This is a genomic window from Vibrio sp. J502, assembly GCF_025397955.1.
In the GTDB taxonomy this organism is placed as follows: Bacteria; Pseudomonadota; Gammaproteobacteria; order Enterobacterales; family Vibrionaceae; genus Vibrio; species Vibrio anguillarum.
Map to the genome: position 1 here is coordinate 566,087 of NZ_CP104555.1, position 13,114 is coordinate 579,200.

Genomic DNA, 13,114 nt, shown 5'->3' on the forward strand with positions numbered 1-13,114 from the left:
TCCTTTGCGGGTCGATTCTTAGTCACTTGATTCATAAGTGGAAAATTTATTGTTGACTCATTTTCTTAATCCGTTAAAGTACGCCTCGTTCTCACGGCAAAGCTCGAAAGAACAATATCAGGAGTTAGTTGCTCAGCAAGATGAGCAGAGTTATTAAAAGCTGAAAAGCAATGTTTAATAACAAATGTTGTTAATAACCAAATGTTATTAATAATAAAGCTAGAGAATGTACTTCAAAAAATTTTCGATGGTGTGTAACTGATTCAGTTGACGGCATCGCAATCCAGAATTGCGTGCCCTGGTGGTGAAATTGGTAGACACAAGGGATTTAAAATCCCTCGACTTTCGAGTCGTGCCGGTTCAAGTCCGGCCCGGGGCACCATCTATTCTTTGCTCATTAAGAGCAACAAAAAATTAAAGGCGCGATGGCAGACTGGTTATGCAGCGGATTGCAAATCCGTGGACCTCGGTTCGACTCCGGGTCGCGCCTCCATTATCGAAGATCCCAGCCAATTGCTGGGATTTCTCGTTTCAAAATAGTCTCGATCAATGGCTACCTTTCATCAAAAAAATCCTTATTGCGAATGTACTTACTCATCAAATGATATGAAAACGGACGAACTAACCAGCTCAATAAAGATCGACCTAACCGGATGAGTGTTGGTGTGTTTTCGTAAATACGCCCATTGTAAAGCCACAGCAATTTACCCACATGCCAATAGATTAAAGGAATGGGTGGCATAAAGGTGACGATGTCGAGGTCACAACAGATACGATAGGTTTTGTGACTAAGCGCGTAGCGTTGACGAAAACGCCAATTACCAATCGCGGGTTGGCCGAATGTCACAATGCGTTTGATGCATTTTGGGTATTTCTTTTCGATGTAGTCAGCAAAGATACACCCAATAGCCCCACCCGAAGAGTGACCAGTGATGGCAATGCGTTTACCGCTCTCGATCAGAGGAACAACGACGGCTTCCAGCCGCTGTAAAACCGATAGGCCGAGTTTATCTTCGTTGCGCGTTGGCAGGCTCTCTTGATGCAGGAGATGGTAAAAGCCCGCATGAATACGGTAATCCAATCCTAAGTGCTTACAACTGCGTGTCCACATTGCAAAGTTCAAAAGCCAATCACTGACACTGTGCGAACCTTTGATGACCACCACGGCCTCTTCTTGGTTTTTACTCCACAGCACTCGAATCATGATTTTACCAAACTGGTTACGGATGATGTGCTGACCGTTCGGATCAAAACCGTAACGTGTCTGCCTAAACACTCTGGGATAAGCAAGGTTGCACAGCACGGCATAGAGTTCGTATTGATAGCGTTTAAGTGGTTTCACATGGCAGCTCTCGAAGATATTGAGCTAACGTAGCGATTGAATGTGAACACTTTATGAATGATGCAGTTTAGGGTGGGGGAGTATTGGTATCTCAATGTTGGGGCGTTAGCCGTTTGAACATTTTCGATGCTCGAAGGCATTGCTCGTAGCGAGCGAGCTTTAGCGGATGGCAAGGTCGTCAGCTATAAAGATGCTAAGGAAAGAATGTCACATTAATTATGTGGGATTCGTCAAGAAAATCTTTCATAGAAAGATACCGCTACCTCTCAACGCTCACGAAACTAATTCCCTCCCCTTCAAGGGGAGGGGTAGGGTGGGGTGTTTCTTGATTGCTGACACCTCTGTACACCCCCTCCTAACCTCCCCCTTAAAGGGGGAGGAACAGAACGGTTCAGCTTCCACTCTGGAGCATAATGTGGCAAAAATGAGCCAGCGAAGATCGGCCTGACAAAAGTTTGCAAGCATTGTTGCTAAATTAGTAAAGAATGGATAACCACAGATATTGAAAGTGACTTGGTATAGTATTAATAATTCAGACCAGTTTCGCTGGCAGTCGTTAAGCAAAAAGAAGCAATGAAGATGGAATATTGTGTCCATTTCGGCGAAAAATCTAGGTATGAACGTAAAAAGAGTACATATCCGTAAGCAACATATTAGGTCTTAACCAAAAAATTATCCACGAACGGCTGTATACCTATCGTTCGTGGATAATATTGGATTTATGTGAAGACCGAAAATATATAGTTCTGCGTTTTACCATGATACAGCGTAACGTAGAACGGTAATAATTTTCACTATGAGATTGCTTCCTCTACTTCATTTTCATCACTCAGCATATGCTTAGGTCGCCCGGCAGTAATTTTCCAGTCTCCACTTGCAGTGTAAGTAACGGTAGCCGCACCACCTTTAAATTTGTCTAACGTCAACTCCGCAGAATTGTCAGATACGGTAGTATAATCAGCCAATTTATTAGCCGTATAGTCTCCGGTAGAAATATAAAACTTCACTTCAGGAGCAATCGATACTTGTTTTCCTGGGCGAGCTTCCCAGCTCATACCAACAAAGCCTGATGCAGTTTCTAAACCAAAGCTTTGGCTCGGGTACCATTCATTCGCAATGGCGTCGTCAGGATCAAAGTGGTTATCTTTATAGATAATTTCATTATCTTTTGCTTTTCCGGAGACTTTTGTGAGATCTGGAGCCTGATGATCTTCGCCAGTATAGAAATTAGCTTCCCAAACATCTGTTAAATTAATATTTTCGGTCTGCGACGTTGATACTTTGACATTTAAACCTACCGCTCGATTGATAGATTTAGCGCTAAGCTTGAATTGAAGTGGTATTTCGAATTCTGCCACAGGCTGGGAGCCAGTATTAATCGTCAGACGAGCAGCTGAATTCGCGAAAATCTCGCTACCAACATTAAGCTGTTTTGGTTTATCTAGGAATAACCAAAAGGTTTCTTTTGTTGTTGATTCATTGATTATATATATCTTGAACAAATCTGCTTGAGCTTCTAGACGTTGAACTGAGAAATCATCACTCACCATTTTTTGGCAGGATACTAGCTCTACATCTTGGCAGTGGCTACTACTATTACTATCGGCCAGATTCTTCTTGAACCAACTATTGATGGTTTCTTTCATTAAATCTGAGGCGTTTCCACAATCTGTTGATGCTTTGAAACCAAACTCGATTCCCTTACCGTCAATTTTTGGCCACATAAACTGCACTTTTTGCGTACAAGTTTCCATTTTGCTTTTAGCAAATTCAGCACTTTGCTCAGAGTCAAATGTCGCATTCGCTTTCCCTTTACTTTCGTTACACATATTCTTTTTCCTTAAAATTACAGTTAGTTAACCAGGCAACATTGCCGTTTTTGTTATTCACAAACAGCTGAGTTTTTCAACGACCTAATTTCTGAACAAAAGTCGCTAGACACCTAAATGATACTAGGTGCATATATATCTAGGACATAGAAAAGATCTTGTCAAATGGATTTATGAATTTTATTTATCTTCACCAACCTGACTGATGAATTGCTCTTTCCGTTATGATGGAAAGTTGACTTTGGATAAAACTCAAACAAACTTAGTAGACTAAGGGATATTTCCGAAACTCAATTTACTACCTAAAATGCCTTAATATAGCTAGATTTCATTCCTAAACAGAGTTAAGCAACAAAACCACTATACCTTTGGAGATAACTAAAGAATTGTGAGTTGGATATTGATAATTTAATGTGAAGGGTGAGTGTACTATCGGATTTATCCCCGAGATCTCCTATTACGACACAGAATAGGGGTGATCATCAAACAGCATTATGAGAATGGATAACTTTTAGGTGGGCTAAAATCGATAAACAGGTTGTGAATGAGTAAAGGTCTAACGCGAAATGAGGCAAAATTGTTCATCATAAATAGAATACCTAATACTCACGAAATTAATTCCCTCCCCCTAAAAGGGGGAGGAACAACACCGTGATGATCTTCCACTTTAAAGCACAATAGGGCAGCGTGTTTACGTTGCGTATATAACTTCTGCCAAGTGCTTTGACAGAGGAAAACTGACAAATTTTGGAGGGCGTTCAGAATTCTGTGTCAGCTAATTTTGGCTAAATATCTAAGACGTCATCCAAGCGACCTTCAAAATGAATCGCCAGTTGAGACAATGTCATATTCCAATTCTGTATTGGCATTGTCCATTTCTTAGAAGCATTCAATATCCCAGCATACAGTAGCTTAAGCAAGCTATTTTCATTTGGGAACCCACCCTTAGTTTTGGTCAGTTTACGGAATTGGCGATGTACGGCTTCAATAGCATTTGTCGTGTAAATAGCCTTTCGGACGTATTCTGGATATTTAAAGTAAACCGATAAATTTGCCCATTTGTTCCGCCAGGAACGAATCACTATTGGGTATTGCTGTCCCCATTTGGCTTCCAAACGATCCAACTCCATCTCGGCCGCTTCTTTGCTGACAGCCCGATAGACTGGCTTCAAGTCGGCCATAAACGCCTTCTGATGCTTAGAGGCAACATATTTCATAGAGTTACGGATTTGGTGAATGATGCATTGCTGAACTTCTGTATCAGGATAGATGGTTGCTATCGCTTCTGGGAAGCCTGTTAGCCCATCTACGCAGGCGATCAAGATATCTTCAACGCCGCGGTTATACAGATCTGTTAGCACGGAGAGCCAGTAATTAGCGCCTTCCGACTCTGACAGATAAAGACCGAGTAGCTCCTTTTTCCCCTCAACATCTAAGCCCAATATTGTGTATATCGCTTTGCTAACGTAGCGTCCGTCTTCTTTGATTTTATAGTGGATGGCATCAAGCCAGACAAAGGGATAAAGTGCATCGAGCGGACGTTGCTGCCACTCCTTCAGCTCAGGTATCAAACGGTCGGTAACACCTGTGATGGTGGCCTCAGAGACATCAATGCCATACATATCTTCTACGTGACCACGGATATCACGGTAGCTCATACCGAGCGAGAACATGGATAGGATCTTACGGTCGATCTCATCGGTCAATTTAGTCTGGTTCTTCTTAACTAACTGGGGTTCAAATGTTCCAGAGCGGTCGCGTGGGGTATCCAGTTCAAACGTGCCGACAGAAGACTTAATCGTTTTCTTGCTTGAGCCGTTCTTACGGTTAGGTTGCTCATCACCTTCAAGGTGCTGTTCGAGTTCTGCTTTCAAAGCAGCTTCTGTGATTTGTTTAATGAGCGGAGTTAAGAAGCCATCTTTACCTGTCAGGTCTTGGCCTGACTGAAGGGCTTTAATAGCTTGTTCTAGATCGAAGTCTTTGTTCATGTGTCATTCCTGTTTTGTATATCATACTGAAATGACACAGATTTCTAAACACTACCAAATTTTGTTGTAAATGATCAAGTTTGATTAGAAGCGATCATACTATATTAATTATTTTCCTATACCTGTCGGCCCTTAGTATTCACGGTAAGGTGTTTATTTCTCTCTGATATTCCTCTTTATGGCTACCTCTTTAGGGTAGTTTGAGTTTGTAATTGATTTACATCAGTAATTCATTTTCTTTCATAATTAAAAATCTCGGTCAATGAAACGTTACCATAATTAGGAACCCATATGAGCAGGATGAAGCTGGTTGTCATCGGTAATGGCATGGTTGGCCATCGCTATATCGAAGATTTGGTCGAAAAAATGGAGGCATCGGCTGTTGATGTCACGGTTTTTTGTGAGGAACCGCGTGTTGCCTACGATCGCGTCCATCTTTCTTCCTACTTTTCACACCATACTGCTGAAGAGCTTTCGCTTGTTAAGCCGGGTTTCTATCAAAAACATGCGATTAATGTCTTGATGGGCGAGCGAGCGATTAACATTAACCGCGAAAAGCGCGTGGTCTATTCAAATACTGGCCGTGAAGTGAGCTATGACAAATTAGTCTTAGCGACGGGCTCTTATCCCTTTGTACCGCCGATCAAAGGCAATGAAAGTAAAGACTGCTTTGTCTACCGCACCATTGAAGATCTAAAGGCTATCGAAACGTGCGCGAAAAAGAGCAAAAGTGGCGTAGTGATAGGCGGTGGTTTACTTGGCCTTGAAGCGGCTGGCGCGCTGAAAGCGTTGGGCGTACAAACCCATGTGATTGAGTTTGCTCCGGTATTAATGGCTGAGCAACTTGACTTGCAAGGCGGTTTACAACTGCGTAATAAAATTGAGCGGATGGGGGTGCAAGTTCACACTAGCAAAAATACGCTAGAGATCGTTGCTCAAGGCGAGACCGCTCGTAATACCATGAAATTTGCCGACGGTTCGGATTTGGAGGTTGACTTCATCGTATTTTCCGCAGGGATACGTCCTCAGGACAAATTAGCTCGTGAAATGGGCTTAGACATCGCGCCGCGTGGTGGCGTTGCCATTAACGATCACTGCCAAACATCCGATCCTGATATTTACGCGATTGGTGAATGTGCTTCTTGGAATCAAACTTTCTTCGGTCTGGTCGCTCCTGGTTACAAAATGGCAACGGTTGCGGTTGATCATCTTGTGGGCAATGAGAGCCAATTTAGTGGTGCAGACATGAGCGCCAAGCTCAAACTGCTGGGTGTGAAGGTGGGATCGATTGGCGATGCCAATGGACGAACTCCGGGTTGTAAAAGCTACGTCTATCAAAATGAAGAAGATGAAGTTTATAAGCGCATTATCGTTTCTGAAGATGGTAAAAAACTGCTTGGTGCAGTTTTAGTCGGCGACACGTCAGATTACGGCGATTTACTGCAACTCAAACTCAATGATATTGAGCTGCCCAAACACCCAGACACCTTGATTCTACCCGCGCATGCTGGCGCTGAAAAACCGGCATTAGGCGCGGATGCACTACCTGATACTGCGGTGATCTGTTCTTGTTTTGATGTGACTAAAGCGAAAATTGCCCAAGCCGTGGCCGATGGTCATCATACGCTCGGCGCGATTAAAGCCGTGACAGGGGCAGGAACCGGTTGTGGTGGTTGCGTGCCTTTAGTGACGTCGGTTCTGAATGCGGAACTGGCTAAATCGGGTGTGGAAGTCAAAAACGACATTTGTGAGCACTTTGCGTATTCACGCCAAGAGCTGTTCCATTTGATCCGCATTAACGGTATCAAACGTTTTGATGAGATGTTGGCAAAACATGGTCGCGGCTATGGGTGCGAAGTCTGTAAGCCAACAATTGGTTCGATTCTGGCCTCGTGTTGGGGGGATCATGTGCTCTCGCCATCGCTGGTCAGTTTGCAAGACACCAATGATAACTTCTTGGGCAACATGCAAAAAGACGGTACTTATTCGGTGATCCCACGCATGGCAGGTGGTGAAGTCACACCACAAGCGCTTGCGGTGCTAGCGAATGTCGCTCAAGAATACAAACTTTACACCAAAGTGACGGGCGCGCAGCGCATTGGTCTGTTTGGTGCTCAAAAAGACGATTTACCTGAGATTTGGCGCAAACTGATTGATGCTGGATACGAGACAGGCCAAGCCTATGCCAAAGCTCTGCGCATGGCAAAAACGTGTGTCGGTAGTACGTGGTGTCGTTTTGGTGTGCAAGACAGCGTCGGTTTGGGTGTGCTGATTGAAAACCGCTACAAAGGTATCCGTACACCACACAAAATGAAGTTTGGTGTCTCAGGCTGTACCCGCGAATGTGCCGAAGCGCAAGGGAAAGATTTAGGCCTGATCGCGACCGATGCGGGTTGGAATATGTATGTCTGCGGTAATGGTGGTATGAAGCCTCGACATGCGGATCTGCTGGCCTCTGATTTAGATGAAGCAACACTACTGAAATACATCGACCGTTTCATGATGTTCTACATTCGCACAGCCGATAAATTACAACGCACCTCAGTGTGGCTAGACAACCTAGAAGGTGGTGTTGATTACCTGCGTGAAGTGATTGTGGACGATAAGTTGGGCATTAACGATCAACTCGAAGTGGATGTGGCGAAGCTTATTGCTGATTATCGCTGTGAATGGACAGAAACGCTTAATCATCCTGAGCAATTAACTCGTTTTACTCACTTCATTAATTCTGATTTACGCGATGAGAACGTCGTGTTCGTCAGCGCTCGTGAGCAGCACCGTCCTGCGACTTATAGCGAAAAACACCCAGAAGCGAAAGGCGATATATTCCACATTGCGCTTGCTGATTCAGCAATTTCTACCCCTGTTTTGGAGAAATAACTATGGCCAATAACACAGTATTTCAAGCCATCTGTGACATTAATGACATTGTTCCCGGAACGGGTGTGTGTGCACTGGTGAATGGTGAGCAAGTGGCTATCTTCCGTCCGACTGAAGCGCAAGAAGTGATGGCGATAAGCAATATGGATCCCTTTGCTCGAGCCAATGTGTTGTCACGCGGTTTTATTTGCCAACATCAAGAGCAGTTCTGGGTAGCAAGCCCGCTTAAAAAGCAGCGTTTCAATCTCATAACAGGCCAATGTATGGAAGATGAACGCTTTAGCGTGAAAGCTTATGCCGCACGAGTCACCGACGGTGTGGTCGAAGTCGCGGCTTAACAGCCGCTTTTGAGACGATGAGATTCAATAGCAAAAAGGTTCCTTGTTCATCGAGTTCTCTTGGTGAAGCATCGATGGCTGGGAGCCTTTATCTATTCAATTTCCCTTTTTAATTTTAACTTTGGTGACAATAAGGACCATTATGTCTTATGTAAAACCTGCCGATTTTGTGCAAACAATGATTGACGCTGGCGAAAGCAAAATCTTCATGTCAACGCGCGATACCCTGATTCGCGGCATTATGGCGGGGGCGATTCTTGCTATCGCCGTCGCTGTGGCCATTACTGCGGCTGTGCAAACCGGAGTGCCTATTGTTGGCGCTCTGGTCTTCCCTGTGGGGTTTTGTATTTTGAACCTAATGGGCTTTGATTTATTAACGGGTGTTTTTGCTTTAGCGCCTTTAGCTTTGTTTGAAAAACGCGCCGGAGTAACCAAAGCGGGCGTTCTACGGAATTGGGGCTTGGTTGGGCTAGGTAACTTAATCGGTGCCGTTGCCGTCGCCTTTTTAGTGGCGCTAACCTTCACCATGAATTTCAGTATCGAGCCGAGCGCGGTTGGGCAAGCGTTTATCAAAGCGTCTACTGCTCGCACACTTGGCTTTGCCGAACACGGTATTAATGGCTGGATCACCGTGTTTGTGAAAGGCATCTTGTGTAACTGGATGGTGTGCCTAGGTGTTGTCGGTGCTATGACATCAACTACTGTGAGCGGCAAAGTGGTTGCAATGTGGTTACCTATTTTTATCTTCTTCGGTTTGGTTTTTGAACACGCCGTAGTGAACATGTATCTGTTCCCACTTGGCATGATGTTGGGCGCTAAATTCACCATCGTCGATTGGTTGGTGTGGAACCAAATTCCGGCCACATTGGGTAACTTAGTGGGCGGCTTGTTATTTACCGGGTTAAGCCTTTACATGACTCACGGTAAAACCTTGCCACAACGCAACCTTGGCTAACCATTGTTAAGTGAGGTTTAACCTCGCTTAATGACGATATCCTTTTGTCGATAAGGTAGAGAGTAATCATGGTAAGCAGTGTAACGAGTCGCGGTTTTGTCTCTTTAGTAGGCGCAGGGCCGGGCGATCCCGATCTACTGACGGTTAAGGGGCTACGCGTGATCAGCCAAGCGCAAGTGGTGGTGTATGATCGTTTAGTTTCGCAAGCGATTTTAGATCTGGCGCCAAGCCGCGCGGAGATGATCTACGTTGGCAAACAGTTGGATTTTCATTGTGTGCCGCAAGATCAGATCAACCAAATTCTGGTCGATAAAGCCAAAGAAGGTAAAAAAGTTGTCCGTTTGAAAGGCGGCGATTCCTTTATTTTTGGCCGAGGTGGTGAAGAGCTCGAAACGCTGGCTGAACATCATATCGCTTATGAAGTGGTTCCGGGGATCACGGCAGCAGCAGGCTGCACGGCTTACGCGGGGATTCCGCTGACGCACCGTGATCACGCGCAAAGTGTGCAGTTCATTACGGGTCACTTACAAAAAGAAGGTAAAGCGATCAATTGGCGATGTTTAGCGCAAGACAATCAAACCTTGGTTTTTTATATGGGGTTAAAGCAGTGCCCGAATATCACACGAAACTTGTTGGATGCTGGCCTGAGCGCAGAAACGCCTTGCGCGATTATCGAACGCGGCACTACAGATAAACAGAGAGTATTGACGGGCTCGCTTGACGATTTACCCCTTTTAGCGCAACAAGCACAAAGCCCAGCCTTGATTGTGGTCGGCAGTGTGACTCGCTTGCACGACAAATTGAAGTGGTTTGGCGTATACTAGGCGCAATTTGCAAAGCAGCGGCGAACAGGCCGCTGTTTTTGTTTCTATTTGAGAAGAGAGCTCATGGAAAAAGTTGCCATTCTTGTCGACGTTCAAAACGTCTATTACACCTGTAAAGAGAAGTACCGCCAGCATTTTGATTACAACCAATTTTGGTATGTAGCCACTCAAGGGCGAGAGGTGATTAAAGCCAATGCCTATGCGATTGCTAGCCAAGATCCTAAGCAGCGCCAGTTCCACCATATTTTGCGCGGTATTGGTTTTGAGGTTCAGCTTAAGCCCTTCATTCAGCGTCGTGATGGCAGTGCAAAAGGGGATTGGGATGTCGGTATTACTCTCGATGCGATTGAGCTGGCAGAGCAAGCGGATGTGATTGTTCTGGTATCAGGAGATGGTGATTTCGAGCTATTGGTCGAACGGATTAAACAGCGTTTTAACAAAAAAGTAGAAGTGTACGGAGTGCCAAGGCTGACGGCTCAAAGCCTTATTGATGTCGCCAGCCAGTTTGTTCCAATCGAGCAAGACTTACTGTTGTAGCTCACCTTCAGCAGGCACAATCTCACTATGTTGGGTATCTACCGTGCTGGTTGAAGCGGCTTGCTCTGCGTCTAATTTTTCACGTTCAGCTTTTGAAATATAACGAGGCTTATTGCTGCCGTGCAGCTTGGCATGCTTCTTTTTAAGATGCTTTTGCAGTGTTTGGTTAATTTTCTTTTTGCGGTTCATAGTCGTCTGCTCTTTGACACAAAGTCTTGGGTACATGAGGAACAAGGTGGCGCAGGATACTTGTTTTTATCTGCGATCTCAATGGGAGTTATTGGCAATGGAAAAAATGCATAGCGATCTTTTAACGGGAGAGCTGCTCAGTGAGTTTCGCACCGTAGAGGCGATGGTGAACATTTATTGTCAGCGCCATCATCGCTGTCAATCTGGACTCTGTACGTGTTGCAAAACCTTGTTGGAATATGCGCAAGTACGCTTAGATCGCTGTCCTTATGGCCAACATAAACCCACCTGTAACCGTTGCCCAATTCATTGCTATAAGCCTGAGCCGAAAGAACAAATGAGATTGGTGATGCGTTACTCAGGGCCAAGAATGTTGCTCTCTCACCTTATATTGGCGATCCGCCATCTACTGCATGAAAAACGTGCACTACCAGAAAAACCAAAGGCGCATGCATCAAATCGCCATCAACGATTGAACCGTACGCCTTGCGATAAAATATGATTCGCTTTGCTGCGAATTATTTCCCCGCCACCCATTGGCGTTTAGTTTTGAGGCTTGAAGCCAACATATAAATACAAGTCGCCAGTAAAGCAATAAAGAGATAACCCATTAAGCCTTGCGATCTTTGCATAAACCAATCAGCGATCACGGGGCCAACCACGGAGCCGATACTGTAGCTAAACAGCATAACTTGTGTCGCTGAGACAATGTAATTGGCATCGAGCTTATCACAACCTAAGTTGATGGCGATTGGGTAAAGGGCAAACGTCGCCATACCTAAGAAAAACAAGCTGGCAGCTAATATCATCATCGTTGAATCGAACAAGGTCATGGTAATCGCCGCAGAGCCAATCAAGCAAAATAGTGCCATTAATAGTGTTCGGCCCAAAAACTTTGATAGCCAAGGCACCATAGGTTGCACCGCCATGCCACCTAAAACTACAAGCGCCATTAAGCTACCAATATCGGTATGGCTGATACCGCGTTGTTCCAATTCAACAGGCATTAGACCGTAGATAGCCCCCAAAGTGAGCCCTGAAACTCCGCAACCGAGCAAGGCGGCATGGTTTAGTTTGAGTACCTGTTTCAGTGATAGGCTGACGGCATGCTGAGTTGATGGCTGATCAGATTCGCCGTAAATCAACACCAAACTGGCGATTAATAGCAAGGTAATGATGGCAATGAAAGGCACGCCGCCTGATACGCCTAAATAACCAATCCCTAATTGGCCCAATGCCGTACCGCCGTAAAGCGCCGCCATATAAATACCAAGGCGTTTTGCTCGGCCTTTTTCATCACCGTGTAATAGCCAAGACTCGACGACAACAAAGACACCCGCCACCGCAATACCAGCAACAAAACGTGCCACTAACCAAGCACTGGCATAGTGCAGAGCAGGTAATGCAAAAATGGTTAACATGAGCAGCGCTAAGCACCATACAAAAGCGTTTCGGTGGCCAACGCGGTTGACAACAGGTTCAACGACTAATGCGCCGATCAATAAGCCAGCGTAAAAGGCACTGGCAAGCCAGCTTGCCAATGAACTCTCAAGCCCGTAGTGCGGCAACATCAATGGGATCAGGCTCATTAAATAGCCTGAGGCAATCGCATAAAGCGATAGCGCAATGACCGGAACGGAAATGCGAGGTGAAGACGCGTTCACAGTGATGTTGTCCATTGACTTTGCCTCAAAACCAGAATTGATGGGATATTTTGCGGCGAATATGGAGCTGATATTGAGAAAGGTAAAACGAAAAATTATGTTCTTAACGATTAATTTTATTAATCGAAAATAAAGCAAGAGAAATGAGCAGTAAAGTTGGCATAAATCGATAAAAAATGCCAACTTTATTATTGGTTATAATGATAGATTATTTCAATATGGCTTGGTTTAACCATTGATCAAATTGACTTTTTGGTAAAGCGCCATTGATCATATCGACTCGTTGACCATTTTTAAACACCATAATGGTTGGAATGCTGCGAATTTGAAATTTTGTGGCGAGGCTTTGTTCACTTTCAGTATCAATTTTTATAAAGCGAATGTTTCCTTTTCGTTCCGTCGCAGCATCACTGAATACAGGAGCAAAACCCACAACTAGGGTTAATGGATGCATATAACTTGTCATTGTATTAATTGGCTATTTAATATAGTGGGCCTATTCCGATTTGATGCTGACAGCATTCATTGACAACTTGTCATCCTAAAACTAATTTTAAATTAGCTATCA

At 44.6% G+C, this 13,114-nt stretch carries 11 protein-coding genes, 2 tRNA genes and 1 pseudogene; 8 read left to right on the forward strand and 6 right to left on the reverse strand.

Features of this window, described 5'->3' with window-relative positions:
• Positions 1-295: 295 nt before the first annotated feature.
• Both N5E84_RS18205 and N5E84_RS18210 read left to right on the forward strand, forming a co-directional pair.
• Positions 296-382 (forward strand) — tRNA-Leu (locus tag N5E84_RS18205).
• A 37-nt stretch (positions 383-419) separates the two neighbouring features.
• Positions 420-493 (forward strand) — tRNA-Cys (locus N5E84_RS18210).
• 60 nt (positions 494-553) lie between these two features.
• Here the strand turns inward: N5E84_RS18210 and N5E84_RS18215 are convergent.
• The 3 genes from N5E84_RS18215 to N5E84_RS18225 all read right to left on the reverse strand — a co-directional run bounded on the left by N5E84_RS18215 (position 554) and on the right by N5E84_RS18225 (position 5,159).
• On the reverse strand, positions 554-1,342 hold the full coding sequence (locus N5E84_RS18215) for a lipase family protein (RefSeq protein ID WP_019283197.1): 789 nt from the start codon (positions 1,340-1,342) through the stop codon (positions 554-556).
• Positions 1,343-2,136: 794 nt separating this feature from the next.
• The gene (locus N5E84_RS18220; protein WP_019282619.1) at positions 2,137-3,171 is read right to left on the reverse strand and encodes a hypothetical protein; all 1,035 of its coding nucleotides are present in this window, start codon (positions 3,169-3,171) and stop codon (positions 2,137-2,139) included.
• A gap of 785 nt (positions 3,172-3,956) precedes the next feature.
• Positions 3,957-5,159, reverse strand: coding sequence for an IS256 family transposase (locus tag N5E84_RS18225; RefSeq protein WP_095661319.1), 1,203 nt, complete (start codon positions 5,157-5,159; stop codon positions 3,957-3,959).
• A gap of 291 nt (positions 5,160-5,450) precedes the next feature.
• Here N5E84_RS18225 and nirB point away from each other — a divergent pair, with 291 nt between their 5' ends.
• From nirB to N5E84_RS18250, 5 genes are all read left to right on the forward strand, one after another.
• The gene (nirB, locus tag N5E84_RS18230) at positions 5,451-8,039 is read left to right on the forward strand and encodes a nitrite reductase large subunit NirB (RefSeq protein WP_019283180.1); all 2,589 of its coding nucleotides are present in this window, start codon (positions 5,451-5,453) and stop codon (positions 8,037-8,039) included.
• Positions 8,040-8,041: 2 nt separating this feature from the next.
• Positions 8,042-8,377 carry a nitrite reductase small subunit NirD gene (nirD, locus tag N5E84_RS18235; RefSeq protein ID WP_019283179.1) on the forward strand — a complete coding sequence of 112 codons (336 nt, stop codon included), beginning with the start codon at positions 8,042-8,044 and terminating at the stop codon, positions 8,375-8,377.
• Positions 8,378-8,519: 142 nt separating this feature from the next.
• Entirely contained in the window at positions 8,520-9,332 is an 813-nt protein-coding gene (locus N5E84_RS18240) for a formate/nitrite transporter family protein (RefSeq protein WP_029189754.1), read from the forward strand.
• Between the two features lie 68 nt (positions 9,333-9,400).
• A complete protein-coding gene (cobA, locus tag N5E84_RS18245) occupies positions 9,401-10,156 on the forward strand; it encodes a uroporphyrinogen-III C-methyltransferase (RefSeq protein ID WP_019283178.1) in 756 nt (251 codons plus the stop codon).
• A gap of 63 nt (positions 10,157-10,219) precedes the next feature.
• Entirely contained in the window at positions 10,220-10,693 is a 474-nt protein-coding gene (locus tag N5E84_RS18250; RefSeq protein WP_010319683.1) for an NYN domain-containing protein, read from the forward strand.
• Here N5E84_RS18250 and N5E84_RS18255 read toward each other — a convergent pair.
• Positions 10,682-10,882 carry a DUF2986 domain-containing protein gene (locus tag N5E84_RS18255; RefSeq protein WP_010319684.1) on the reverse strand — a complete coding sequence of 67 codons (201 nt, stop codon included), beginning with the start codon at positions 10,880-10,882 and terminating at the stop codon, positions 10,682-10,684. The genes N5E84_RS18250 and N5E84_RS18255 overlap by 12 nt on opposite strands.
• 97 nt (positions 10,883-10,979) lie before the next feature.
• On the opposite strand from N5E84_RS18255, the gene N5E84_RS18260 reads away from it, so the two are divergent.
• Entirely contained in the window at positions 10,980-11,384 is a 405-nt protein-coding gene (locus N5E84_RS18260; protein WP_214650808.1) for a nitrous oxide-stimulated promoter family protein, read from the forward strand.
• A 16-nt stretch (positions 11,385-11,400) separates the two neighbouring features.
• On the opposite strand, the gene N5E84_RS18265 is transcribed toward N5E84_RS18260, so the two are convergent.
• Together N5E84_RS18265 and N5E84_RS18270 are read right to left on the reverse strand one after the other, a co-directional pair.
• Positions 11,401-12,561, reverse strand: a complete 1,161-nt coding sequence (locus N5E84_RS18265) for an MFS transporter (protein WP_017043321.1) — start codon at positions 12,559-12,561, stop codon at positions 11,401-11,403.
• Between the two features lie 193 nt (positions 12,562-12,754).
• Positions 12,755-12,979 (reverse strand): annotated as a pseudogene (locus N5E84_RS18270) (thioredoxin domain-containing protein); the annotation flags it as partial.
• Between the last annotated feature and the right edge of the window lie 135 nt (positions 12,980-13,114).

Coding starts and splice junctions, on each gene's coding strand:
- N5E84_RS18220 (WP_019282619.1), bottom strand. CDS start 3,171: ATGTGTAACGAAAGTAAAGGGAAAGCGAATGCGACATTTGACTCTGAG.
- N5E84_RS18225 (WP_095661319.1), bottom strand. CDS start 5,159: ATGAACAAAGACTTCGATCTAGAACAAGCTATTAAAGCCCTTCAGTCA.
- nirB (WP_019283180.1), top strand. CDS start 5,451: ATGAGCAGGATGAAGCTGGTTGTCATCGGTAATGGCATGGTTGGCCAT.
- nirD (WP_019283179.1), top strand. CDS start 8,042: ATGGCCAATAACACAGTATTTCAAGCCATCTGTGACATTAATGACATT.
- N5E84_RS18240 (WP_029189754.1), top strand. CDS start 8,520: ATGTCTTATGTAAAACCTGCCGATTTTGTGCAAACAATGATTGACGCT.
- cobA (WP_019283178.1), top strand. CDS start 9,401: ATGGTAAGCAGTGTAACGAGTCGCGGTTTTGTCTCTTTAGTAGGCGCA.
- N5E84_RS18250 (WP_010319683.1), top strand. CDS start 10,220: ATGGAAAAAGTTGCCATTCTTGTCGACGTTCAAAACGTCTATTACACC.
- N5E84_RS18255 (WP_010319684.1), bottom strand. CDS start 10,882: ATGAACCGCAAAAAGAAAATTAACCAAACACTGCAAAAGCATCTTAAA.
- N5E84_RS18260 (WP_214650808.1), top strand. CDS start 10,980: ATGGAAAAAATGCATAGCGATCTTTTAACGGGAGAGCTGCTCAGTGAG.
- N5E84_RS18265 (WP_017043321.1), bottom strand. CDS start 12,561: ATGGACAACATCACTGTGAACGCGTCTTCACCTCGCATTTCCGTTCCG.